Raw genomic sequence first — 20,909 nt, 5'->3', positions numbered from 1 at the left:
CCTGAGGCTGTGAAGTACGAGAGGCTGTGGATCGGAATGCTGGTTGGCGCTGCCCTCGGCTTTGCCATCGGCGTGGCCACGGCCGACAAGCCTTTTACCGGGCTCCTGATCGGGGTGGCCGTCGGGGCGCTGATCGGCCTGGCCGCCCGCAAGGACCCAACGAAGCGGTAGGGCCGCTCCCGCATCTGAAGGAACCCTCATGACCTTTTCGGTGAACTGCTCCATCATGCTCGCCGAGCTGCCGCTCCTGGAGCGCCCGGCCGCGGTGAAGGCTGCCGGTTTTGACGCCGTCGAGTTCTGGTGGCCGTTCGCCAGCTCCGTCCCGGGCGACGCCGAGCTCAGCCGCTTCGAGCACGCGATCACGGACGAGGGGGTCCAGCTGGTCGGCCTGAACTTCAACGCCGGCGACATGCCCGCCGGCGACCGCGGCCTGGTGTCCTGGCTGGGCCGGTCCGATGAGTTCCGGGACAACATCGATGTGGTGGCCGGCATCGGCGGACGGCTCGGCTGCACGTCCTTCAACGCTCTCTACGGCAACCGGCAGGCGGGGCTCGCCCCCGAGGCCCAGGACGAACTGGCAGTCCGGAACCTGGCCGCGGCGGCCGCGGCGGTGGCCCGGATCGGCGGCACCGTGCTGCTCGAACCCGTCAGCGGCGCCCCGGACTACCCGCTCCGCACCGCCGACGACGCCCTCCGGGTCATCGCCAGGGTCAAGGAGGAAACCGGTGCCGGGAACATCAAGCTGCTCGCCGACTTCTATCACCTCTCGGTCAACGGTGACGACGTCGACGCCGTGATCGAAGCCCACGCCAAAGACTTTGGCCACATCCAGATCGCTGACGCCCCCGGTCGAGGAGCCCCCGGGACCGGTCAGTTGCCTCTGGCGGCATGGACCGCCCGCAGCCGCGAACTCGGTTACGCGGGCCGCATCGGCCTGGAATACCAGGCGGCCGCGGCCACGGCGTTCGACTGGGCCCGCCGCCAGCCCGCGGCCCGCTGAGGGGCCGACGTCGGGCAAGCCGGCACCGCGACGGCGCGCCGCTCTTAGCGCGTTCCGGCCCGCTTGCGCCGGTCCTTGCCGCCGCGGAGGTCGCGGTTGAGGCGGCGGTCGCCGTAATAGAGGATCCCCTCCCAGTTGACCTCTTCGGGCGTCTTGGGAACGATGCTGGGAGCCGCGGGGGCGGCCTGTTTTGGCTTGATGTAGAGCCAGTTGAGGACTCCGAGCCAGATGTCCACAACCGAGTTCCGCAGCCCGATGTAGGCGCGGATGGCGTACGCGGCCATAACGGCGTTGAAGGCGGCGAAGGCGGCATTGGTCCAGTTTTGCTGCATGGCATCGCGCCAGACAGTGAATAGGGAGAACGCGACAATGGCGTACGGCGCCAAAACGTAGATCGCCGGGGCGGCCGTCCGGTCCTTGACCTTGGGGGTCCGCGCAAACGGGATCTTGTCACCCGTGACGGCCTGCTGCAGTGATTTCATGACGCCGGCCAGGTTCACCGGCATCAGCACCAGGTTGAACCCGTAGATCCGGAAGATGTCGCTGAAGCGGTGGCCGGATTCACGCAGGTCGCTGCCCATGGCCAGGAAGTATGGCAGGGCCGCCGCAAAGACCAGGGGGCTCAGTAGCCTGCTGTCGTAGGGGTAAGCCAGCAGGAACAGCAGCCCGAAGCTCGCCCAGGTGATCGACGCCATGTAGTTGACGCGGAGCATGATTTCCCGGCTACGCATGGCCTGGTCGGTGCCCCGGCGGTGCCGGATCGTGTCCCAGAGTTTCGGCAGGATCAGCAGGCCGCCGTTGGCCCACCGCCGGCGCTGGACCACGAGGGAACCAAAATCCGGGGGTGTGGCGCTGTAGCTCAACCGTTCCGGATAGTTGACGAGTTCCCAGCCCTCGCGGCCCAGGTCCACACTCGATTCGGTGTCTTCGATCACGGTCCGGTCCTGGATATAGGTCCGCACTTCGAACCCGCCTTCGGCGGAGACTTCCACGATGTCTTCCAGCGCGACCTTGCGGATGACGGCGTTGGCGCCGACCCAGAAGGTGGACCCGTACCGCGTCATGCCCTGGTGCTGGACGTGCTGGAGGTCGGTGGTGGCGCCGGCGACACGTTCGATCCGGGTGGGCGCACCCCTGAAGGACGAATATGGCGTCTGGGTCACGGCCACCCGCTCGTTTCCGGGCGATTCCAGGAAGTGGACCAGACGCAGGCAGTAGTCCCGCAGCAGCAGCGAATCGGCGTCCAGGGTCAGGACGTAGGTGCTGTCCTCGACGATGAGGTCATCGCCCGCCGGCACGGTGGACGGCCGGAGCACGGTGCCGTCGGCGGTGTGTTCGCTCCGCCAGCGGTGTCCCATCAGGCTCAAGTACGCGTTCAGGTTCATGGCCTTGTTCGCCTCGTGCGACAGGCTGGCGTACTTCTTGCGCTCGAACGTGGAGACGCGGGCGTTGAAGATCCAGGTCAGCCGGGCGTACAACTCCCGCATGCGGGGCACCTCCGGCTCCGTGCCCTGCGCCTGAGCCGCGTGGAGGGCCGTCAGGACGAGCCGCAGTTCACGGGCGAGGCCCATGAGGACGAGGTCCACGAAGAACTCATCGACGTGGTCATCCACCCGTTCCGTCTCGGCCATGGCCTCGATCCAGTCCGCGGCGTACTCGTACTCGGCGATGAGCGCCGGCAGCCCGCCGGCGGCCTTGCCCTTGCTGGCGCGGAGGTTAAACGAGTCGCTCGCGGCGTTCAGGCGGCCGGCCGGCTCGTGGAGGGCCCGGTTGATACCGGCGGCGAGCTCCCGTGTCGCCTGCAGCCGCTCCTGGTCCTGAGGGTCCGCGGGGAACGGCGGGTCGTCGAGCAAGAGGACGACGGACAGGTCCGGGAATTCCTGCAGCGCGGCGGACCACAGCGTAGCCCGGACAACCTGCGGCTCCTCGGCATACGAGGGCACAAGCACGGTGACGGCCTTGTCGTAATCGACGAAATGGCGGTCCAGCTCGCCGCGGGGAACCCTGCGGTGCTCACGGAACCGGTTCAGCGCACCCTGCCGGGCCAGGAGGTACATCAGGGCAGAAAACGTCAGGAATGTTACGACGACGACATACGACACCGCTTCTGCCCGGAATCTGAATCCCGCCGTCGGGTCATTGACCAGCGCCCTGAGCACTGTGGTCACCACATAGCCGACCCAGGCCAGCACCGTAACAAGAATGCCGACCCTGCCAAGAATAATTTTCCGGCGCGAGGGTTCGGGGTGCACGATTGCCAACGGCTCCGAGCGCCGTTCCGCACCCCATTGGCGCTTACGGCTCTTTGCACTCTCGTCATCGGCCGTAATTTCATCCGGCCGCGAATTGGCCAAAAGGTTAGACATGCATCCCCATCCACGTCATGCGTGTCCCCAGCGGACACACAGGAGGTCATCCTCCCGTCAAATCGGGTCCTGACCTGCCCTTATACTAAGCGCACGACCCCTAACTATTTACCAGTGATCATCAGATGGCTGGAAAGTACTTCGATGGGCCGCGATCCACGCGGCCGGGGCAGTAAAAACGTTGACAAGTAGTGGGGTATACCTGTGTCGAACCGCTTTCCCGGGCGCCGCCTTTCCAAATTGCGGCTCGGAATTCTGCTGCTTGTTGTCGCTGCCCTTACGGGTGGCTCTATTTTGGGACTTCGCTCATTCCAGGACGCAAACGCGGCCTCCTCAATTCCTTCGGTCTTCTCCGGCTATGTGGATGTGACGGCCACGCCGCGGTACTCGTTTGAGTCCGCGGCCACTCCCGAGGCCAAGAGCGTGGTCCTGTCGTTCATTGTTTCGGACAAGGGTGACCCCTGCGCGCCGTCGTGGGGCGCCGCCTACAGCCTTACTGCGGCCGAAGCAGAGCTGGACCTGGATCGGCGGATCGCCCGGCTTCGGCAGTCCGGCGGAGCCGTGTCCATTTCCTTCGGCGGCGCCATCAACACCGAGCTGGCCGTTGGGTGCACCGATCCGGCCCGTCTCACCGGCGCCTACCGCGATGTTGTGGAGCGCTACGACGTGAGCTCCATCGACCTCGACATCGAGGGCACCGCCCTTGCCGACACAGCCTCAGTCGACCGCCGGGCCCAGGCCGTGGCGGCGCTCCAGGCGGACCGGAAGAAGATGGGAAAGAATTTCGATGTGTGGCTGACCCTCCCTGCCGACCCGGCCGGGCTGACCCAGACGGGGCGCGACGTCGTCGCACGGACGCTTCGCGCCGGCGTCGACGTCACCGGCGTCAACATCATGACCATGGACTTCGGCGGCAGCAAGCCGGCCGGCCAGTCCATGTATGACGCGTCCGCGTCCGCAGCGGAGGCGGCACACGCCCAGCTGCAGACCCTGTACCGCGCGAACGGCCAGGACATCGGATCGGACACGGCCTGGCGCCGGCTCGGGATCACCCCGATGATCGGACAAAACGATGTTGCGGGAGAAGTCTTTACGCTCGACGACGCTTCCGCGCTCAACGCCTATGCCAAGTCCAAGGGCGTGGGCCGGGTGTCCATGTGGTCGCTCAACCGGGACCGTACCTGCGGGAGCAACTACCCGAACGTGGCTAAAGTCTCCGACAGCTGCAGCGGCATCAACCAGGGCGACGCGCTGTTCTCCACCGTCCTGGGTGCGGACGTGATCCCCACGGGTTTCGCCGCCGCCCAGACCGCGCCGCCGTCCGCCAGCCCCAGCCCCACCGTCACGGATGACCCCTCCACCAGCCCGTATCCGGTCTGGAACGAGTCGGCCCGCTACGTTGGCGGCGACCGAATCGTGTGGCACGGCAATGTCTACGAGGCCAAGTGGTGGACCCAGGGCGACAGCCCGGACAACCCCGTGGACCAGGGCGCCACGGTTCCCTGGAAACTCATCGGCCCCGTGCTTCCCGGTGACCGCCCCAGCCCTCGGACCACTGTCGCCGCCGGCACGTTCCCGGAATGGTCCTCGACGACGGTCTACAAACGCGGCTCGCGGATCCTGTTCGACGGCTACGCCTTCGAAGCCAAGTGGTGGACACAGTCGGACAGCCCGCAGGCCATGCTCGAAGGCGCGCCAGACTCGCCCTGGATGAAGCTGACACCGGCCCAAATCCAGTCCCCCGCGGCAAAGTAGCCGGGGCGGTCGGCCGGCGCGCAATGTCCGCGGCGGCCCAGCGGAATACCGGATCCGCCCGGAATGTTGTGCATCACAGACCAACTTCCAGCCGCCATCCAAGCGAAGGACTCACCCATGAGCCAGAACCTCACCGTCAAGCTTCAGCCCGGAACCCAGGCCCCCGATTTCACGCTGCCCGACGCCGAGGGCAAGCCGGTTTCCCTGGCCGACTACCGCGGCAAGAACGTCATCGTGTACTTCTACCCGCAGGCCGCCACCCCGGGCTGCACCACCGAGGCCTGCGAATTCCGCGACAGCTTGGCCTCCCTGCAGGGCTCCGGCTATGAAGTCCTGGGCATCTCCCCGGACGCCCCCGAGGCGCTGGCGCACTTCACCGGCGACTTCGCCCTGACCTTCCCGCTGCTGGCCGACGAGGACCACGCCGTGGCCCTCGCCTACGGCGCCTGGGGCGAGAAACTGGTCCGCGGCGAGATCACGGAGGGCATCGTCCGCTCCACCGTCGTCCTCGATCCCGAGGGCAAGGTGAAGCTGGCGCAGTACCAGGTCAAGGCCGAAGGCCACGTCGCCGCGCTCAAGGACGAACTCGGCGTCTAGGAATTCCGCCGCGGATTAGGAAATCCGCGCCGGTTTCGGACAGGCGCGCACCCGATCCGGCCTGCCTGCGTCCGAAAGCGCAGCGAAAATCCGCAGCCACAGCCGGACTTGTCCACATCCGCCGTCGTGCCCGTTGCCGACGACCGGGCGGCCGGAGAGCATCGGGGCATGGAACTTCCCCGACTCATTCTCAGCAGCGACTCGGCACGGCTCGGCCGGGACGCGCGCGAGCTGTGCCGCCGGGCCGCGGCGGGCGAGCTGCGCCGCATCAGGCGGGGCGTCTACGTTCAGTCGGTGGCATGGGACGCGCTCCCGAGTTGGAACCGGTACACGCTCCTCATCCAGGCGGCCGCGTCGACGCTGCAAAGCCGTACCGTGTTCTGCCGGAAGTCCTCGGCCGCGCTGTGGGACCTTCCGTTGCTGGGGCGCCCCACGCTGGTGCATGCCTGCACGTCCGACGACGGCGGCGGCCGCTCGCGGGCGGGTGTCCGGCGGCATTACACCGATCCACTGACCCTGCAGGTCGAAGAGCGCCGGGGGCTGCTGGTCACGGGGCGGCTCCGGACCGTCCTGGATCTGGCGGCGTTCGAGTCATTTGAACAGGCCGTCGCGGCGCTGGACCACGTGCTGCGTCCGCAGCCGGGGCTGCCCGCTCTGAGCAAGGAGGAGCTCGACGGCGGCATCCGAGCCGATTACAGCGCGGCAGCGGTGCGCAGAATCCGGGCCGCGATCGACTTCGCAGACCCGGCATCGGGATCACCCGGCGAATCGGTGAGCCGTGCCCTGATGTATCGGCTGGGCTTCGAGCCCCCTCGGTTGCAAACCCCCATCCGCGATGCCCGCGGACTGGCCGCCTACACGGACTTCGAATGGCCGGAGCAGGGGCTGTGCGGGGAATTCGACGGCCTGGTCAAGTACCAGAAAGCCGAATACCTGCAGGGACGGACCACCTCCGAAGTCGTCATCGACGAGAAGGCCCGCGAGGACCGGATACGCGCCACCGGCCGGCGGGTTATCCGTTGGACCTGGACCGAGATCTCCGGGCCGGCGAAATTCGCGGCGTTTCTCACTTCCCGCGGGGTCCCGAGGCTGACCAAGCCGGCCTGCCGTCGGTGATGGCGCGCCGGCATCGGAAATCCGCGCCGGTTACGGTCAGCCGCTCCCCGGATCCGGGGCGCACCGGTCCGAAACCGGCGCGGAAATGCCGCGGATCAGGGCCTAAGCCTTGGCGCCTCCCACGATCGTCGCCGCTGACCGGAGCCTGAGCGCGCCCTGGTGCTCGTAGCGTCCCAGCAGCTGGAAGACATCGGAGCGGATCAGCGCCCGCGCTTCCTTGTCCGCCTTCGCCAGTCCCGTGGCCACCGTGGCCGCGATATCAGTGATGAATTCCCAGTAGCTGTCCGGGGAGTCGTGCACCAGGTCCGTGCTGACCTTGTGCTCGGCCACGTCCACTAAGCCGGCATCCCGAAACAGCCGGGTCATGAAGCCGGGCGCGGAGCAACGGAACAGCCCCGGCATGACATCGGGCCGCCGCGGCAGCTCCGCATGCTGAGCGAGTGAGCCAAGGACGAGGGCGGCCCAGGGGTTTTCCGCGGTCCGGCCCCAGACGGCCGCGCTGATCCTGGCCCCGGGCTTGGCCGCCCGCACCATTTCCCGCACGGCGCCCCGCATGTCGGGAAAGTAGTTGAAGCCGAAACGGCACAGGACGGCGTCGAACGTCGCGTCCTCGAAGGGCAGCTCCGCGGCATCACACACGTTGAAGCTCACATTGGCCAGCCCTTGGGCGGAGGCCTTCTCCTCGGCCACGTGCAGCATGCCGGCCGAGATGTCGGTGAGCACCACCTCGCCGTCGGGCACCAGGGCGGCCGCCGTGAGCCCGGGCTCGCCGGTGCCCGACGCGACATCGAGCACAATCGAGTCCGGTCGGAGCCGTGCGTCCTTGATCACGGCGTCGCCGAAAGGGCGTTGCCAGCCGAGCAGTTCCGCGTCCCACTTTTTCCAGCCTGCCGCGAACTGGTCCCAGATGATGCGCTGCCGGTCCCGGATACTGTCCGCTGCAACTGCCATGGTGCGTCCTTAAAAGTCCGGACCGCACCCTCCCCCACCCCCTAGTGTGCTCCGCCGCCCGAGTTCCCGCTAGGGTCCCGGATTTCCGCCACGGAATCGGTCCTCCGCGCCGCGGATCCCCACAGCGGCGGTCCGCAAACGGCGCGAAAATGCCCGGCGAAAAAGCAGCGCCCGCGCGGGCAGTAGGCTTAACGGCATGGCTCCTGAAGACACCCCCGTTGCGCCCGAACGCCGCTCCGTCACCGTCCGCCGCGCTCCGAGATACGCCCCGTTCCTGATCCTGGGCGGCCTGCTGGGCGTCGTAGTGGCCGCCGTTATCGCCTACGGCCTGCCGGCCGACGAGGGCTACGACGCCAACTCCGTCTTCGGCTTCTTCCTGACCTTCTGCATCGCGGGCGGGGCCATCCTTGGCGCCGCCGTCGCACTGGTGCTGGACCGGCTGAGCGTTCGCCGCGCCGAGCGCGCCGTCGTCGAGTCCGTCCCGGACTCTGTTCCGGACACCGACGGCGAGGACCGCTCCTAAGCAGGCGACGGCCGGCCGGCAGGTCATAAACCGGCCTCCGGAAAAGTCCTAGCGCACAACGTGAGATAATCGACCAGTGGCACGCGGCGATGGAAAACTTTCTCATGACCTTCTCTCTGGCGAAAAAGGCCCGCAGGACGCATGTGGCGTCTTCGGGGTCTGGGCTCCCGGCGAAGAGGTAGCAAAACTCACCTATTACGGGCTGTACGCGCTGCAGCACCGCGGTCAGGAGTCGGCTGGTATTGCCACCAGCGACGGCAAGCGGATCAACGTCTACAAGGACATGGGCCTCGTGTCCCAGGTCTTCGACGAGACCACGCTGAACACCCTGACCGGGCACCTGGCCGTCGGCCACTGCCGCTACTCCACCACCGGCGCCAGCCACTGGGCCAACGCCCAGCCCACCCTCGGCGCCACCGCCACCGGCACGGTCGCCCTGGCGCACAACGGCAACCTCACCAACACCGCCGAGCTCAAGGCCATGATCGTGGACCGCAACGGCGGCCAGCTCACCGGCGAAATGAAGCAGGGCAACACCTCGGACACCGCCTTGGTCACGGCCCTGTTGGCGGGAGAGGAGGGCAAGTCCCTCGAACAGACCTCGCTGGAACTGCTGCCCAAGATCAAGGGCGGCTTCTGCTTCGTCTACATGGACGAAGGCACCCTCTACGCTGCCCGCGACACCTACGGCATCCGCCCGCTGGTCCTGGGCCGGCTGGAGCGCGGCTGGGTGGTGGCGTCCGAGCAGTCCGCCCTCGCCACGGTCGGCGCGAGCTTCATCCGCGAGATCGAACCGGGCGAATTCATCGCCATCGACGAACAGGGCGTCCGCTCCCAGCGCTTCGCCGAGCCGACGCCGGCCGGCTGCGTCTTCGAGTACGTCTACCTCGCCCGCCCGGACGCCGCGATTGCCGGCCGCTCGGTGTACGAATCCCGCGTGGAAATGGGCCGCCAACTGGCCCGCGAGAACACCCAGGAAGCGGACATCGTCATCCCCGTGCCGGAATCCGGCACCCCGGCCGCCGTCGGCTACGCCGAGGAATCCGGCATCCCGTTCGCGCACGGCTTCGTCAAGAACGCCTACGTGGGCCGCACCTTCATCCAGCCCTCGCAGACGCTCCGCCAGCTCGGCATCCGGCTCAAGCTCAACGCCCTGGAGTCTGTAATCCGCGGCAAGCGCGTGGTGGTGGTGGACGACTCGATCGTCCGCGGCAACACCCAGCGCGCCATCGTGCGGATGCTCCGGGAAGCCGGCGCCGCGGCCGTGCACATCAAAATTTCCTCCCCGCCGGTGAAGTGGCCCTGCTTCTACGGCATCGACTTCGCCTCCCGCGCTGAGCTGATCGCCAACGGCGCCACGATCGACGAGATCTCCCAGGCCATCGGCGCGGATTCGCTCGCGTACATCTCCGAGGACGGCATGATCGGCGCCACCCGGCAGCCGCGCGAACGCCTGTGCACGGCCTGCTTCACCGGGCAGTACCCGATCGAGCTGCCCGGCGCCGACAAGCTCGGCAAGAACCTGCTGGAGCGCCCCGACTCTGTCGGACAGCCTGTCGGCCTGCCCGCCACGGTGGCCCCCGCAGCGTCCGGGAGCGCGGCCGCCGGGATTCCCGCGGCCGACGCCGCCGCCAACGCCGTGTCCGACGCCGCCATCCCGGCCGACGAGGATCCGGCCGAGAAGGCCGGCGCCACGGGTTGCGATCCGGGACCCGACGCCGAGTTCGAAGAACTGCTCACCGACGCCGACCGCGTACCCGCCGACAAACTTGATGCCGACAAGAAAGAGCCAGTATGACTTCCGCCTCCACGGCCGCTGACATGAACGATGCCCGGAACACCGGCATCACCTACGCCTCTGCCGGCGTCGACGTCGAAGCGGGCGACCGCGCCGTCGAACTCATGAAGGACGCCGTCAAGGCGACCCACAACTCCTCGGTGATCGGCGGCGTCGGCGGCTTTGCCGGCCTGTACGACGTGTCGAAGCTGCTGACCTACAAGCGGCCGCTGCTGGCCACCTCCACCGACGGCGTCGGAACCAAGGTCGCCATCGCCCAGGCCATGGACATCCACGACACCATCGGTTTCGACCTGGTGGGCATGGTGGTGGACGACATCGTGGTGGTGGGCGCCGAGCCGCTCTACATGACCGACTACATCGCCTGCGGCAAGGTCGTCCCGGAGCGCATCGCCGACATCGTCCGCGGCATCGCCGCCGCCTGCTCGGTCGCCGGTACCGCCCTGGTGGGCGGCGAAACCGCCGAGCACCCGGGCCTGCTGGGTGAGCACGAGTACGACGTCGCCGGCGCCGCCACCGGCGTGGTCGAAGCCGACTCTCTGCTGGGCCCGGAGCGCGTCCGCGCGGGCGACGTGGTGATCGGCATGGCCTCCTCCGGCCTGCACTCCAACGGCTACTCGCTGGTCCGCCGCGTCGTCAATCACGCCGGCTGGGCCCTGGACCGCCACGTCTCCGAATTCGAGCGCACCCTGGGCGAGGAACTCCTTGAGCCCACCCGGGTGTACGCCGCGGACTGCCTGGACCTGGCCCGCACGTTCCCGGTGGACGGCTCCGCAGCCGGCCGGGCCGTGCACGGCTTCAGCCACGTCACCGGCGGCGGACTGGCCGCCAACCTGGCCCGTGTCCTGCCGCAGGGCCTGCTGGCCACCGTGGACCGCGCCACTTGGGAGCTGCCGCCCATCTTCAAGCTGGTCTCCGAACTGGGCAACGTCCCACTGGCCGACCTCGAGCGCACCCTCAACGTGGGCGTCGGCATGGTCGCGATCGTCTCCCCCGAGGCCGCCGACGCCGCCGTGAACCACCTGAATGCCCGTGGCTTGCCGTCGTGGATCATGGGCACCGTCGGGGAAAACTCCGACTCGGTTCTCAAGTCCGGCCCGGACTACGTCCAGGGCGCCAAGGGCGTCGACGGCGGCGCCGTCCGGATGGTCAACGCCTACGCCTAGCCTTACTGCTGCGTCGGCAGCGTAAGGATTTCGGCGCCGTCGTCGGTAATCGCGATGGTGTGTTCGCTGTGCGCGGTCCGGCAGCCGGTCGCGCTTCGGAGGGTCCACCCGTCGGCGTCGGTGACGAGCTTGGCGGTGTCCGCCATGACCCACGGTTCCAGCGCGAGCAGCAGCCCGGGGCGCAGGGTGTAACCCCGGCCTGGCCGGCCGGTGTTGGGAACATGCGGGTCCTGGTGCATCGTCGATCCGATGCCGTGCCCGCCGAACTCCGTGTTGATCGGATACCCGGCCTCGCTGAGGACCGCGCCGATGGCATGGGAGATGTCCCCGATGCGGGCTCCCGGTCCGGCCGCGGCTATCCCGGCGCTCAGTGCGCGTTCGGTGGCGTCGATCATGGCGACACTCCCGGCCGGCCGCGTCCCACCCACGATGAAGCTGATGGCGGAGTCCGAGGCCACCCCGTCCTTGGCGACGGCGAGGTCCAGAGTCAGCAGGTCCCCGTCGGCCAACGCGTAGTCGTGGGGGCGTCCGTGGAGGACGGCGTCGTTGACGCCCGTGCAGATGTAGTGGCCGAACGGCCCGCGCCCGAACGACGGCGCGTAATCGACGTAGCAGGACTCCGCCGCGGCGTCGGCGATCAATTCCGACGTCCACCGGTCGATGTCCAGCAGGTTGGTGCCGATGGAACTCCGCGATTTCAGCGTCTGCAGGATGTCTGCGACCAGGCGGCCCGTCACTTTCGCACGCGCCAACTCGGTGTGGTTCAGGAACTCGATCATGTGGCGCCCTTTCGTCTAAAACCAATAACTATACCGGTCATATTATCCCGGTATTAGAATTGGATCCATGGTCAGATTGCCGCTCACAACCGCTGAAGTCGAGCGCGGACAGCGCCTCGGTGTCCTGCTGCGCCGCGCGAGGGGTGACCGCTCCATGCTTGAAGTTGCCCTCGATGCGCGCGTCTCGCCCGAAACCCTTCGAAAGATCGAGTCTGGCCGCGTGGCCACGCCGGCCTTTCCGACCATCGCCGCGATCGCCGGCGTCCTGGGCCTCTCCCTCGATGCCGTGTGGGCCGAGGTGAGCCCGCCCGGGTCCGGCGATGAAGCTGCGGGCCCTGGCAGCACCGCACGCGCGCGGCTTGCCTCGTAGGCGTTCCGGCTCTCTTTCGGGGGCCCGGCTAAACCTCCAGCACGCTGAACACGCCGCCCTGCGGGTCCCGGAGCGTCGCAATGGCACCGGCTTCATCGTCCGCCGGTTCAATGAGGACGACGCCGCCCGCAGCGCGCGCCGTCGCCACGGCTTCGGCGACGCTGGGAACCCCGAAATACACCTGCCAGCCCGGCTCAAGGTTGCGCTCGGCCGCCGGCACGGTGGCGATCCCGGCGACCTCTGTGCCGTCCACCATCAGGGTGGTGTACGTTCCGCCGTCGTCCTGAGGGTACTCGGTCACCTCGTGGCGGAAAAGCTGCTGGAAGAACCCGACGGCGGCCTGCGGCTCGGGCGTGAGCAACTCGACCCAGGCCAGGGCGCCCGCTTCCTCGCTCCGCGCCGTGCCGAAGTGCGTGCCGGCCTGCCAGGCGCCCGTGGTCCCTCCGCCGGGCGGGGCGAAGAAGACCATCACGCCGGTTCCGCCCACAGCTTCCGGCCCAAGCTCGAGCACCCCGCCGGTGTGCGGCAGTTCGGCGGCGAGCCCGGCGGCGTCGTCGACGGCGAAGTAGACGTTCCACTGTCCCGGGGCCGCCGCCCGCTGCTGCTGCGGGTTCTGCGGCGCGATGACGGTAACCAGTTCCTGGCCCAGAAACGCCTGGGCGAAGCTGCGTCCGTCGGGGGTGGGCTGGTCCTCGTACCGCCAGCCGAAGATGGCGGCGTAAAACTCCTTGGCCGCAGCCACATCGGACGTCTGGAGATCGGCCCAGCAGACCTCGCCTTCGGCATACCCCGAACGAATCGCCATGGAAAGTCCTTCCCAGAGAAATGCCGGACAGCCCGGCAAGTCCAAACTAGCCCGGGGCGCTTGGCCCAGCAACCGATCCTCGCCCGCCGTTTCGATGGTTCGCTGCCCACAAGTCGTTTAGAAGCATCGGCTGGGCGCGGAACCGTCTAAACGGCGGTTCAGCGGCGGGGCAGCGGGGCCGGCACCGGAGGGAGGGCGGCAGGGGCGGGTGGTTGCCGGACGCAAAAAACCCGCCGGGCACGCCCCGAAGAGGGTGTGGCCGGCGGGCCTGTAAAACTTGGTCGGCACCCTCGCTTGGCAAGGGGTGACCGGAAGAAGTGTCGACTAACCTATCCGACGGGAATCTACCTCGTCGTCGTCCTCTTCCACATCGTCCGCGTACTTATCCACATAAGCCGAATAATCCGGCTCAACGGGCTCACTCGAGAAGCGGCTCGGCGCACGACCCTCCGAGCTCTTGAGCTCACGCTGAAGCGCAGAGTAGTCCGTGTTCGGGGAATAGTACTTAATATCCCGAGCCTGCTTGGTAGCTTTTGCCTTTTGACGGCCGCGCCCCATGGCGTGACCCCCTTTTGTACTCGGACCGGAGGTGGTCACCATTGGCGTTCGGTGAGGCCCCGGAATGTTTGGTCAATTTGTCGTACACCTAGATTACATGCTTTCGGCGGTCACTGCTCGCCGCCCGAGCGCCTCCGCATGCGGCCCGGCAGCCTTCTTCGATAGAGTCTCTTGATGGGCTCCCGGAAACGCGGCCCGGAGCCGGGCATCCAGCCCCGGCAAAGACGCACGGAAGAGGTGAATTCCCGAGTGACCGAAAAGCCTGCGAGCGACGAGAACGCCAGGCGCGGCGATGCCGGAATGCCTGACGTTCCCCCTGCGGACAGCCCCGGAGAGCGGCCGGTCCCGGCCCCGCCGGCACGCATGCCCTCTTCCGTCCGCATCCCGCCCCGGCCTTCCGCGCCGCCGACGTCCGCCGTCCCGATTGTCCCGCGCAGCATCGCCTCAAGCACCCCTCCCTCAAGCACCACTCCCCTAAGCAGCACCGCGCCGGGCGCCACTGCCCCTGCACCCACCGCACCCGCCGCGCCGTCCTCCCGGCGGGCCGGTGCCCGGTCCGAAGCCCGGGCGGGAGCCGAAACCTTGGCGGCAGCCGAAACCCGGTCCACGACGCCGGCCGCAGACGGCGGACGCGCCGGCGTCGAGGCCCCGAAACGGAAGGCCGGGAACCGGAAGACCACCTCCGGCGCGTCCCAATTCGGCAAGCTGCTCTCCGCCCAGGTGGCGCAACTCAGGACCTCAGACCTGGGGCCCCGCGCCCGGCAGCTCGGCGGCAGGCTGGGCGCGAGCGCCCGACGCGCGGGCCGGACCCTCTGGGCCGCCGCCCAACGGCTGGGCCTGGCGAAGGTCGGCACCGCCCTGGCCGCCGTCGTTGTGCTGGGGCTGGTGATCTGGTGGCTGACCTCGCTGGGTGCCGCCACCCAGCAACCCACGGCCGACGCCTCGCCCGCTCCGGCCGGGTCCTCGTCCGCGGCCCCCGCGGCCCGGGGCCCGCTGCCGCTGGAAGGCGTCAACCCGATGGACTTCCGGCTCGGCGACTGCTTCAAGGACTTCGACGCAAACGCCCCCACCTCCACTGTCGTGGCCTGTGACACCGGACATTCGGCCCAGTTGGTGGCAGTGGACAGTTACGCCGCCGCCGACGCCTACCCGGGCCGTGACCCGCTGAAGCAGAAGGCGCTGGACACCTGCAAGGCGGCCCAGCTCACCGACAAGTCCGGGAACTACCAGTTCAGCTACAAACTGGCCTATCCGAGCTCCTCCAGCTGGGGCACCGGCGACCGGCGGGTGGACTGCTACTTCGTGGCCGACGGCGGAAACGTCATCAAGGAATCCCTGATCCCGCGGCTCTAGGGCTCCGTCAGCGTATTCTTCACGCCCGGCGGCGGGTTTTTCATGGACACCAGCGGAACCAACGGTACCTTTGAGGTGTTGCTGAATCTCTCGGCTGCCCATTCAGGAGGAGACATGGTCGTGGCACCGGATTCTGTCGACGGTGGAAAGGGGAGCGTCAAACTCCTCGCTGACGGCTACATCCACCTGCAGTGGCTACCCGGGATCAGCATTGAGGTCGCGGATGCCCGGGCGGCGATGGCGAAAGTGAACGAGGCCTGCCAGGGCGTCCCCCATCCGATGCTTGTCGACATGGCGGCGGTGGCTTCCGTCAGCCGTGAAGCCCGAAGCATCTGGTCCATCCCGTGCAGCGCCTCCCGCATCGCCCTGCTGGGACGGTCTCCCGTGGACCGGGTCCTGGCGAACTTCTTCCTGGGGGTTCATATACCGCCTTGCCCAACACGGTTTTTCACCTCGCGCAACGACGCCATGGAATGGCTCAGTGCCGACCGGTGAAAGGGGTCGGCAACGACAAGACAGCATCGCAACTGTCGACGTTCCTGAGACTCTTCCCTACACGGCTCCGGCCGACGGGGCTGTAGACGGCCGCCTGCAACTGCTGGTCGACGGCATCGTCCGGCTTGCTGCCGGCGAGCTGAGTGCGCGGATCGAACCCTCGGACCAACGCGATGAGATTGATGCCGTCATTACCGGCGTCAATCTCCTCGCCGAAGAACTCGGCTATATCCATTCGGACCTGGAAGAACGGGTGGCTGCCCGCACCGCCATGTTGCGGCGCACCCAGGTGGAGCTGGAGCAGATGGCCAAAACCGATGCTTTGACGGGCCTGGCCAATCGGACCCTGCTCAGCGAGCGAATCCAGGACGCGATCAGCGCCAGCGCACAGGGCGGCAGCGCCGCGGCCGTTCTCGTGTTGGATCTGGATTCCTTCAAAGCCATCAACGACACCATGGGGCACAGCGCCGGAGATGCCGTGCTTGTGGAGGTCTCCAGCCGTCTGCGCTCCGTGGTCCGGACCTCGGACACCGTGGCGCGCCTCGGCGGGGATGAATTCGCCGTCCTCATCGCAGGGGCGACCGAAGAGGAAGTCGTCCACATTGCGCAGCGGGCGCGGGAAGCCCTGCAGGAGTGCATACACGTGGGATCCGAAACGGTCTGGACCACGGCGAGCATCGGGATCTGCCTTCGCAATCCCGGACATAGCTCGGAGGAACTCATGCGCGATGCCGACATCGCCATGTATCAAGCCAAGGCCCAGGGCCGGAACAGAATCGAGCGCTTCCACCCGGATATGCTCGACGCCGTCAGGGAGCGATCGCGGATAACAGCCGAGTTGCGCACGGCGGCTTCCGAGGGACAGCTGGCACTTCTCTACCAGCCGGTCATTGAACTCGCCTCCGGGCGAGTCGCCGGCGTGGAGGCCCTCGTCCGGTGGCACCACCCGGTCCACGGAACCATCATGCCGGACAACTTCATCGGCATCGCGGAAGAAACCGGCCTCATCGTCGAGCTGGGGCGATGGATCCTGCACGAAGGAATCTCTCAGCTGAGCCGGTGGAAAAGGGAGGCACCGGATCTCACCGATTTCCGGCTGCACATCAATCTCTCGGCCGCCGAGCTCCTCAGAGGCGACCTGCTGCAGGACATCCGGGACACGTTGGAAAACAACGACGTGCAACCGGGCCGACTGGTGCTTGAGATCACCGAAACCGTCCTGATGTCCCCGGGAGCGGGAGAGGAACAGGTGCTGAGAGCCCTCCGCGCCATGGGTGTGGGACTGCAGATTGACGACTTCGGCACCGGGTACTCGTCCATCAGCTACCTCCGGACGCTTCCCGCAGACACAGTCAAGGTGGACCACTCCCTCATCAAGGACCTTGAGTCCGACCCCCGGCAGCAGAAATTCGTTTCTGCCATCCTCCAGCTGATCTCAGCGGCCGAGCTCGAGGCGATTGTGGAGGGCATCGAAACGGCCGGGCAGGCCGCAGAACTCCGGGCTATGGGTTGCCTCTACGGGCAGGGCTACTACTTCGGACGTCCGGAGCCCGCTGTAGACGCACTTAATCGGCTCCGCGCTGCCGGACAGCAAAGGTAAAGTGACGGCATGGCAAAGCTCTGGGACCGCATGCGGCTTATCCCGACAGTGGTTCGTCTCGCATCCCGGGCACCGAGGGATCCGCATGCCGCCTGGGACAAGTACTGGAAGGGCATCGACACGACGGGCAGGGCCGGAGACGTTCTCTGGGACGCCGATTCCGCTACGGAGCGCGGGCAGTACGCCGATCTGATCCGCGCCCACTTTGATCCGGCTCTTCCGGTCGTTGACGTGGGTTGCGGCAATGGGACGTACACCCGGTGGCTGGCCGGGCTTTTTCCACGGGTGATCGGAATCGATGTGTCCGCCGGCGCAATCGACAGAGCGGCTGCGGAAGCAGAAGATGTCCCCAATGCTGAGTTTATGGTCCTGGATGCTGCGGATACAGGCACGGGAGGACTTAGCTTGGAGCGGCTGGGCCCCGTCAACGTCTTCGTCCGCGGAGTCTTTCACGTCCTGAAACCCGACAAGCAAGCCGCCATGGTGGAAAACCTGCGGACGGCAGTCGGGGACAAGGGCCGGATCTTTTTGGCGGAAACCAATTTCCCCGGCAACAGCCTGGACTATTTGGCGGAGCTCGGGGCCACCCGAGAGAACGTACCGCGCCAGCTGCGCCGGGCGCTGGAAAACCTGCCACGGCCGGGCCGCTTCGGTGCCCGCGAACGCCACGCCTTGTTCCCGGACGCGGACTGGCAGCTCATCGAGGACGGCCCGATCAGCATCGAGGTGGTCCCCATGAGGTCCGAGAATGTCCGCCAAAGCGTTCCGGGATATTTCGCCCTTATGGCGGGAACCGGCAAAGCCCCGGGCCAGCAGAGCTGACATTCAACGAAAAGGCCGCCCGCCGGTGGAATCCGGCGGGCGGCCCTTGCCGTTCGCGGCGTGACTCCTTGCGTCACTCCTTGCGGCGGACCGAGAGCCCGCTGCCGGTGGACGCTCCGCCGTCGGGCCGCGCGGACACGTCCGCGCCGCCCATGGTGAGCTCCATCAGATCCGGGGCGGTGTCCACCAGGACCGTGTCGCCGTCGGCGATCTCGCCGGCCAGGATGGACTTGGCCAGCCGGTCTCCGATCTCCCGCTGCACCAGGCGGCGCAGCGGCCGGGCGCCGTAGGCAGGGTCGAAACCGGTGACGGCCAGCCAGGCCCGCGCGCCTTCCGATACTTCGAGAGTCAGGCGGCGGCCCTTGAGCCGTTCGCCCAGCTCCTTGACCTGCAGCTCGACGATCTCGGCGAGTTCCTCGACGCTCAGCGGGTCGAAAAGCACCACCTCGTCGAGCCGGTTCAGGAATTCGGGCTTGAAGGAGGCGTGCACCGTGGCCATGACCGCATCCCGCTTGGCGGCGGCGTCGAGGTTCGGGTCCACGAGGAACTGGCTGCCCAGGTTGGAGGTCAGGACCAGGATCACGTTCCGGAAGTCCACGGTACGGCCCTGGCCGTCGGTGAGGCGGCCGTCGTCGAGCACCTGCAGGAGGATGTCGAAGACCTCCGGGTGGGCCTTCTCCACCTCGTCGAGCAACAGCACAGAGTACGGACGACGGCGGACAGCCTCGGTCAGCTGGCCGCCCTCCTCATAGCCCACGTAGCCCGGAGGCGCCCCGACCAGCCGCGCCACGGAATGCTTCTCCGAGTACTCGGACATGTCGATCCGCACCATGGCCCGCTCGTCGTCGAAGAGGAAGTCCGCGAGCGACTTGGCCAGCTCGGTCTTGCCGACGCCGGTCGGGCCCAGGAAGAGGAAGGACCCGGTGGGCCGGTTGGGGTCGCTGATACCGGCGCGGGCCCGGCGCACGGCGTCGGAGACGGCGGTGACCGCCTTGGTCTGGCCGATCAGCCGTTCGCCCAGGACGCGCTCCATCTCCAGCAGCTTCTGGCTCTCGCCCTGCAGCATGCGCCCGGCCGGGATGCCGGTCCACGCGGAGATCACCTCGGCGATGTCATCCGCGGTCACCTCGTCGGCCACCATCTGCCCGGACTTGTCGGTCACGGCCGCTTCGGCCTCGGCCGCGGCCTTGAGTTCACGTTCCAGGGCCGGGATCTCGCCGTAGAGGATCCGGGACGCCGTCTCGAAGTCGCCCTCGCGCTCAGCTTTTTCCTCCGCGGACCGCAGCTCATCCAGCTTGGCGCGCAGGTCGCCGGCACGGTTCAGGCCCGCCTTCTCGGTCTCCCAGCGGGCGTTCAGGGCCGCGAGCTCCTCCTTCTTGTCCGCCATATCGGCGCGCAGAGCGGCAAGGCGTTCCACCGAGGCCGGGTCGGTCTCGCCGGCCAGGGCCAGTTCCTCCATGGTCAGCCGGTCCACCTGGCGGCGCAGCTGGTCGATCTCCTCCGGGGCGGAGTCGATCTCCATCCGCAGCCGGGACGCGGCCTCATCGACGAGGTCGATCGCCTTGTCCGGCAGCTGCCGGCCGGAGATGTAGCGGTTGGACAAGGTCGCCGCGGCCACGAGGGCGGAGTCGGAGATGGAAACCTTGTGGTGCGCCTCGTAGCGTTCCTTCAGTCCGCGCAGGATGCCGATCGTGTCATCCACGCTCGGTTCGCCGACGAAGACCTGCTGGAAGCGGCGTTCCAGCGCCGGGTCCTTTTCGATGTTCTCGCGGTATTCGTCGAGCGTGGTGGCGCCGATCAGCCGGAGTTCACCGCGGGCGAGCATGGGCTTGAGCATGTTGCCGGCGTCCATCGAGCTGTCCCCGGAGGCGCCCGCGCCGACCACGGTGTGGAGCTCGTCGATGAAGGTGACGATCTGGCCCTCGGAGCTCTTGATCTCCTCCAGCACCGCCTTGAGCCGCTCCTCGAATTCGCCGCGGTACTTGGCGCCCGCCACCATCGAGGCCAGGTCCAGGGCAACCAGGGTCTTACCGCGCAGGCTCTCGGGCACGTCGCCGGCCACGATCCGCTGGGCCAGGCCCTCGACGACGGCGGTCTTGCCGACGCCGGGTTCGCCGATGATCACCGGGTTGTTCTTGGTGCGGCGGCTGAGGACCTGGATGATGCGGCGGATCTCGGCGTCGCGCCCGATCACCGGGTCCAGCTTGCCCGAGCGCGCGATCGCGGTCAGGTCGGTGCCGAACTTCTCCAGCGCTTGGAAGGTGTTTTCGGGGTCGGCGTTGTCCACCTTGCGGTCGCCGCGGACCCCCGGCAGCGCTGCGAGCAGCGCCTCGTGGGAGGCGCCGGCATCGCGGAGCAGCCGCCCGACGTCGTCGCTGCCGGAGGCGAGGCCCAGCAGCAGGTGCTCGGTGGAGACGAAGGTGTCGCCGAGCCGTTCCGCCTCGTTCTGCGCGTTCTTGATGGCCTGCATCGCGGCGCGGGAAAGCTGGGCCTGCTGCACGGAGCCGCCCGAGGTGGAGGGGAGGGCCTTGATGGCGGAGCTGGCCTGGACGCTGACGGCATCCGGATCGGTTCCGGTGGCGCGGAGGAGCGCGACGGCGACCCCTTCGCGTTGGTCCATGAGCGCCTTAAGCAGGTGGGCCGGTTCCAGCTGCGGGTTTCCGGCCGTCGAGGCGTTCATGGCTGCTGCCGAAAGAGCCTCCTGGCTCTTGGTAGTGAATTTCGCGTCCAAAGAGAGCTCCTTCCGGGATAAAACTGTCGTCAAAGTTGAGTCTAGCCCGCTCAACTTTGGAATTGGCTCCTTTGGCTCCATGTTTGCCCACGGCGAAACTGCTGTCTAGGGCCGGAGTCCTCCG

The 20,909-nt window shown here is 67.6% G+C and carries 19 protein-coding genes; 13 read left to right on the top strand and 6 right to left on the bottom strand.

Features of this window, described 5'->3' with window-relative positions; translation table 11 throughout:
• The first annotated feature begins 9 nt into the window (after positions 1 to 9).
• Both AC1DBD_RS00625 and AC1DBD_RS00620 read left to right on the top strand, forming a co-directional pair.
• Positions 10 to 171, top strand: coding sequence for a hypothetical protein (locus tag AC1DBD_RS00625; protein WP_441416662.1), 162 nt, complete (start codon positions 10 to 12; stop codon positions 169 to 171).
• A 28-nt stretch (positions 172 to 199) separates the two neighbouring features.
• Positions 200 to 1,000 carry a hydroxypyruvate isomerase family protein gene (locus AC1DBD_RS00620; RefSeq protein ID WP_476916944.1) on the top strand — a complete coding sequence of 267 codons (801 nt, stop codon included), beginning with the start codon at positions 200 to 202 and terminating at the stop codon, positions 998 to 1,000.
• A gap of 44 nt (positions 1,001 to 1,044) precedes the next feature.
• Here the strand turns inward: AC1DBD_RS00620 and AC1DBD_RS00615 are convergent, their stop codons facing one another.
• A complete protein-coding gene (locus tag AC1DBD_RS00615) occupies positions 1,045 to 3,366 on the bottom strand; it encodes a glycosyltransferase family 2 protein (protein ID WP_476981190.1) in 2,322 nt (773 codons plus the stop codon).
• Positions 3,367 to 3,660: 294 nt separating this feature from the next.
• On the opposite strand from AC1DBD_RS00615, the gene AC1DBD_RS00610 reads away from it, so the two are divergent.
• From AC1DBD_RS00610 to AC1DBD_RS00600, 3 genes are all read left to right on the top strand, one after another.
• Positions 3,661 to 5,121 carry a chitinase gene (locus AC1DBD_RS00610; RefSeq protein WP_476981189.1) on the top strand — a complete coding sequence of 487 codons (1,461 nt, stop codon included), beginning with the start codon at positions 3,661 to 3,663 and terminating at the stop codon, positions 5,119 to 5,121.
• 117 nt (positions 5,122 to 5,238) lie between these two features.
• A complete protein-coding gene (gene bcp, locus AC1DBD_RS00605; RefSeq protein WP_476981188.1) occupies positions 5,239 to 5,718 on the top strand; it encodes a thioredoxin-dependent thiol peroxidase in 480 nt (159 codons plus the stop codon).
• Between the two features lie 168 nt (positions 5,719 to 5,886).
• Entirely contained in the window at positions 5,887 to 6,834 is a 948-nt protein-coding gene (locus AC1DBD_RS00600) for a hypothetical protein (RefSeq protein WP_476981187.1), read from the top strand.
• Between the two features lie 102 nt (positions 6,835 to 6,936).
• On the opposite strand, the gene AC1DBD_RS00595 is transcribed toward AC1DBD_RS00600, so the two are convergent.
• Entirely contained in the window at positions 6,937 to 7,785 is an 849-nt protein-coding gene (locus tag AC1DBD_RS00595; protein ID WP_476981186.1) for a class I SAM-dependent methyltransferase, read from the bottom strand.
• 196 nt (positions 7,786 to 7,981) lie between these two features.
• Between AC1DBD_RS00595 and AC1DBD_RS00590 the strand changes: the two genes are divergently transcribed.
• From AC1DBD_RS00590 to purM, 3 genes are all read left to right on the top strand, one after another.
• Entirely contained in the window at positions 7,982 to 8,308 is a 327-nt protein-coding gene (locus tag AC1DBD_RS00590; protein WP_476981185.1) for a hypothetical protein, read from the top strand.
• Positions 8,309 to 8,384: 76 nt separating this feature from the next.
• Entirely contained in the window at positions 8,385 to 10,106 is a 1,722-nt protein-coding gene (purF, locus tag AC1DBD_RS00585) for an amidophosphoribosyltransferase (RefSeq protein WP_476981184.1), read from the top strand.
• Positions 10,103 to 11,272 carry a phosphoribosylformylglycinamidine cyclo-ligase gene (gene purM, locus AC1DBD_RS00580; RefSeq protein WP_476981183.1) on the top strand — a complete coding sequence of 390 codons (1,170 nt, stop codon included), beginning with the start codon at positions 10,103 to 10,105 and terminating at the stop codon, positions 11,270 to 11,272. Before purF ends, purM begins: the two co-directional genes overlap by 4 nt.
• 2 nt (positions 11,273 to 11,274) lie before the next feature.
• Here purM and map read toward each other — a convergent pair whose 3' ends face one another.
• Positions 11,275 to 12,051 (bottom strand): type I methionyl aminopeptidase, encoded by a 777-nt coding sequence (gene map / locus AC1DBD_RS00575; RefSeq protein ID WP_441416653.1) that lies wholly within the window; start codon positions 12,049 to 12,051, stop codon positions 11,275 to 11,277.
• 67 nt (positions 12,052 to 12,118) lie between these two features.
• Here map and AC1DBD_RS00570 point away from each other — a divergent pair, with 67 nt between their 5' ends.
• A complete protein-coding gene (locus tag AC1DBD_RS00570; protein ID WP_476916938.1) occupies positions 12,119 to 12,421 on the top strand; it encodes a helix-turn-helix domain-containing protein in 303 nt (100 codons plus the stop codon).
• A 28-nt stretch (positions 12,422 to 12,449) separates the two neighbouring features.
• On the opposite strand, the gene AC1DBD_RS00565 is transcribed toward AC1DBD_RS00570, so the two are convergent.
• Positions 12,450 to 13,226 carry a VOC family protein gene (locus AC1DBD_RS00565; protein WP_476916937.1) on the bottom strand — a complete coding sequence of 259 codons (777 nt, stop codon included), beginning with the start codon at positions 13,224 to 13,226 and terminating at the stop codon, positions 12,450 to 12,452.
• Positions 13,227 to 13,550: 324 nt separating this feature from the next.
• Positions 13,551 to 13,784, bottom strand: a complete 234-nt coding sequence (locus AC1DBD_RS00560; RefSeq protein WP_082492711.1) for a DUF3073 domain-containing protein — start codon at positions 13,782 to 13,784, stop codon at positions 13,551 to 13,553.
• A gap of 249 nt (positions 13,785 to 14,033) precedes the next feature.
• On the opposite strand from AC1DBD_RS00560, the gene AC1DBD_RS00555 reads away from it, so the two are divergent.
• The 4 genes from AC1DBD_RS00555 (at position 14,034) to AC1DBD_RS00540 (ending at position 18,054) form a co-directional block, all read left to right on the top strand.
• Entirely contained in the window at positions 14,034 to 15,137 is a 1,104-nt protein-coding gene (locus tag AC1DBD_RS00555) for a hypothetical protein (RefSeq protein WP_476981182.1), read from the top strand.
• Positions 15,138 to 15,251: 114 nt separating this feature from the next.
• Positions 15,252 to 15,632: a DUF7793 family protein gene (locus AC1DBD_RS00550; RefSeq protein WP_476892281.1), complete on the top strand. Its 381-nt coding sequence runs from the start codon at positions 15,252 to 15,254 to the stop codon at positions 15,630 to 15,632.
• A complete protein-coding gene (locus AC1DBD_RS00545) occupies positions 15,619 to 17,232 on the top strand; it encodes a putative bifunctional diguanylate cyclase/phosphodiesterase (RefSeq protein ID WP_476981181.1) in 1,614 nt (537 codons plus the stop codon). The genes AC1DBD_RS00550 and AC1DBD_RS00545 overlap by 14 nt, the downstream gene beginning before the upstream one ends.
• Positions 17,233 to 17,241: 9 nt before the next feature.
• Entirely contained in the window at positions 17,242 to 18,054 is an 813-nt protein-coding gene (locus AC1DBD_RS00540; RefSeq protein WP_476981180.1) for a class I SAM-dependent methyltransferase, read from the top strand.
• 73 nt (positions 18,055 to 18,127) lie between these two features.
• On the opposite strand, the gene clpB is transcribed toward AC1DBD_RS00540, so the two are convergent.
• On the bottom strand, positions 18,128 to 20,785 hold the full coding sequence (gene clpB / locus AC1DBD_RS00535; RefSeq protein ID WP_441416646.1) for an ATP-dependent chaperone ClpB: 2,658 nt from the start codon (positions 20,783 to 20,785) through the stop codon (positions 18,128 to 18,130).
• Positions 20,786 to 20,909: the final 124 nt, after the last annotated feature.

The sequence above is a fragment of the Arthrobacter sp. 10T419 genome (assembly GCF_056394105.1).
The sequence above is the reverse complement of the archived record's forward strand: the minus strand, read 5'-3'. Positions and strand labels throughout refer to the sequence as shown.

What these genes read in the sequence shown, in the direction of transcription:
- AC1DBD_RS00620 (WP_476916944.1), top strand. Translation starts at nt 200, where the DNA reads ATGACCTTTTCGGTGAACTGCTCCATCATGCTCGCCGAGCTGCCGCTC.
- AC1DBD_RS00615 (WP_476981190.1), bottom strand. Translation starts at nt 3,366, where the DNA reads ATGTCTAACCTTTTGGCCAATTCGCGGCCGGATGAAATTACGGCCGAT.
- bcp (WP_476981188.1), top strand. Translation starts at nt 5,239, where the DNA reads ATGAGCCAGAACCTCACCGTCAAGCTTCAGCCCGGAACCCAGGCCCCC.
- AC1DBD_RS00600 (WP_476981187.1), top strand. Translation starts at nt 5,887, where the DNA reads ATGGAACTTCCCCGACTCATTCTCAGCAGCGACTCGGCACGGCTCGGC.
- AC1DBD_RS00595 (WP_476981186.1), bottom strand. Translation starts at nt 7,785, where the DNA reads ATGGCAGTTGCAGCGGACAGTATCCGGGACCGGCAGCGCATCATCTGG.
- AC1DBD_RS00590 (WP_476981185.1), top strand. Translation starts at nt 7,982, where the DNA reads ATGGCTCCTGAAGACACCCCCGTTGCGCCCGAACGCCGCTCCGTCACC.
- purM (WP_476981183.1), top strand. Translation starts at nt 10,103, where the DNA reads ATGACTTCCGCCTCCACGGCCGCTGACATGAACGATGCCCGGAACACC.
- map (WP_441416653.1), bottom strand. Translation starts at nt 12,051, where the DNA reads ATGATCGAGTTCCTGAACCACACCGAGTTGGCGCGTGCGAAAGTGACG.
- AC1DBD_RS00570 (WP_476916938.1), top strand. Translation starts at nt 12,119, where the DNA reads ATGGTCAGATTGCCGCTCACAACCGCTGAAGTCGAGCGCGGACAGCGC.
- AC1DBD_RS00565 (WP_476916937.1), bottom strand. Translation starts at nt 13,226, where the DNA reads ATGGCGATTCGTTCGGGGTATGCCGAAGGCGAGGTCTGCTGGGCCGAT.
- AC1DBD_RS00560 (WP_082492711.1), bottom strand. Translation starts at nt 13,784, where the DNA reads ATGGGGCGCGGCCGTCAAAAGGCAAAAGCTACCAAGCAGGCTCGGGAT.
- AC1DBD_RS00550 (WP_476892281.1), top strand. Translation starts at nt 15,252, where the DNA reads ATGGTCGTGGCACCGGATTCTGTCGACGGTGGAAAGGGGAGCGTCAAA.
- AC1DBD_RS00540 (WP_476981180.1), top strand. Translation starts at nt 17,242, where the DNA reads ATGGCAAAGCTCTGGGACCGCATGCGGCTTATCCCGACAGTGGTTCGT.